At 50.3% G+C, this 2,197-nt stretch carries 2 protein-coding genes; both read right to left on the reverse strand.

The annotated features are described in order from the left end of the window. Nucleotides 1-167 precede the first annotated feature (167 nt). Nucleotides 168-935 carry an IS21-like element helper ATPase IstB gene (istB, locus tag G494_RS0114660; protein ID WP_028585120.1) on the reverse strand — a complete coding sequence of 256 codons (768 nt, stop codon included), beginning with the start codon at nucleotides 933-935 and terminating at the stop codon, nucleotides 168-170. After that, nucleotides 935-2,197: IS21 family transposase (gene istA / locus G494_RS0114665; protein ID WP_028585121.1), on the reverse strand; the 1,263-nt coding region annotated here is incomplete at its 5' end. The genes istA and istB, both read right to left, overlap by 1 nt.

Consider the following 2,197-nt stretch of genomic DNA (forward strand, 5'->3'; position numbering starts at 1 on the left):
TAGAAATGACAACCTAAAATTGACCACCTGTGCTAACTGAATTTTGACCACCTATTATTGTTTGAAAGTTACCGGTTAAGGGGAACTCGGCATCGTTTTTAAGCCGGGCCAGCCCCAGCATAGGGAGCCCCCGGGGGCTCCCTATGCTGGGGCTGGCCCGGCGGTTTCTATTTTCGCTTTGCCGCCATCTCTTGCTCGGCCAGGCTTTGCTTTAATCGATAGCTTTTCCAGTCACATGTGATGATATGCGCCTTATGCGTTAAACGATCAAGCAACGCCCCTGTCATTATCGGATCGCCAAAAACCTGCGACCAGTCTGCAAAGCCGAGATTGGTGGTGATTATCACTGATCCTTTTTCGTGGCGATCAGCCAAAACTTGGAACAGCAGCTCAGCCCCTTCTTTGCTGAACGGGATGTAACCCAGTTCGTCGAGTATCAGTAATTCATAGCGACGATATCGAGCGAGCAATCGTTGGAGAACCCGCTCTTCACGCGCCTCTATGAGTTCGTTAACTAGGCCATAACAGCTGATAAAACGGGTGCGGATGTTGGACCTGCACGCCTCTATACCAAGTGCTGTGGCAAGATGGCTTTTTCCGGTTCCGCTTTGGCCCATAAGGATAACATTCCGTTTTTGCTTGGTATAATCGCAGTTCGTCAGCTCTCGAAGGAGCCGCCTGTCCAGGCCCTCTGCGGCGTCCAAATCAAAATTTTCAAGGGTCCTAACAAGGGGGAATTTCGCCTCGCGCATACGCCGCTCGAGCCTGTTTTTGTTGCGGATATGCAGTTCGATACCGGTGAGATCCAGAAGAAATTCCGTATAATCGATCCCAGCTTCGCGAGCCTGGCGTACAGTTGTGTCAAGCTCCTTGCACATGGTGGACAACTTGAGCTGTCTGAGGTTTTCGACAAGGGCAAATGGGGCATTTTCCATTATTGCACCTTTCCCAACTGGCCGTATAACGATAAATCAGGAGTTTGGCTCTTCTCCCAGCCACCAACAGGCAAAACGATTCTCTCTGGAGTCTTTGCATAGATGAGAATGTGCAAGATCCCGCCGCTTCCGCTAATATTCTGTTGAAGAGCAAGCTCTACGGCCTCCTTGATCTCTTCTGCTCCATAATCGCGATAGAGCATGAGAACATTGAGGAAATCTTTAGTCCCCTTGGTTGTCCCCTGACTCTGACGAAACCTATCTAACAGAGCATGAAGGCACTCGGGCCACTGGGAGCGCCATTGCAAGATGGGACGTGCCGAGTCAAAGGATTGGGAACGCTGCTGAATCAGCTCAAGATAATGATCCGGCACCAAACTCCACTTGTTGTTACTGAACAGGCGTTCATGGCTGGCAACCTTACTGCCGCCGAAATAGATGTCTACCCGGTCGACCAACAGTTGAACTTTGACAGGATAACCCGCATAGCGACTTGGTAAAGAGTATCGATTTTTATCTATTATTACAGTTGAATACTTGTCGGCTTTTCCCGATTGAATTTGCACATTGGAATAGGGGGTGGTCGGCAGGCTGAGCAGATGCTCTTTTTCTTGCTCAAAAAGGGTGTCCACGCTTGCTTCACGACCGGCGATGACGTGAGACCCATATTGTTGGCAGCTTTCGAGAAGACGCTTGTTAAGCTCTTCAAGGCTTGCTGCCTCAGGCACTGGAACCATGTAGTTACGGCGGACAAAGCCAACCATCCCTTCGACCCCGCCTTTTTCATGCCCCTTGGCAGGAGTGCAGAATCGAGATTCAAAACTGTAGTATGCCCGGAACTTCTGAAATGATTCCTGTTCCAGCCGCTGCTTGCCTTGCAATACCTTTTTCACAGCACTGGTCAAGTTGTCATAAATCATCACTGGGAACACGCCTCCAAAGAACACAAAGGCATGAATATGTGCATCAAAAAAGGCCTGCTGGCGCTCACAGGGATACATGCGAACGAAGTGTTTGCCGGAATATTTGGAACGGATGCAAAAGTACTTCAGGCGTACCGCTTCACCGCCAATTACGGCATTGGCTGTTCCCCAGTCGATCTCGGCCTCATGGCCAATGGTCGGATCACAGGGGACAAAGGCACCAGGACTATCCAGGCCAAGGTTAACCTTGGCCTGCCGCACATAGCGGCGTACCGTCGATTCGCCGCCTGCATAATCGCATTCTGTAACAAGTCGGTTGTAAATTCGACGGGCAGTATG

The organism is Desulfogranum mediterraneum DSM 13871 (assembly GCF_000429965.1).
In the GTDB taxonomy this organism is placed as follows: domain Bacteria; phylum Desulfobacterota; class Desulfobulbia; order Desulfobulbales; family Desulfobulbaceae; genus Desulfogranum; species Desulfogranum mediterraneum.

Coding starts and splice junctions, on each gene's coding strand:
- istB (WP_028585120.1), bottom strand. CDS start 935: ATGGAAAATGCCCCATTTGCCCTTGTCGAAAACCTCAGACAGCTCAAG.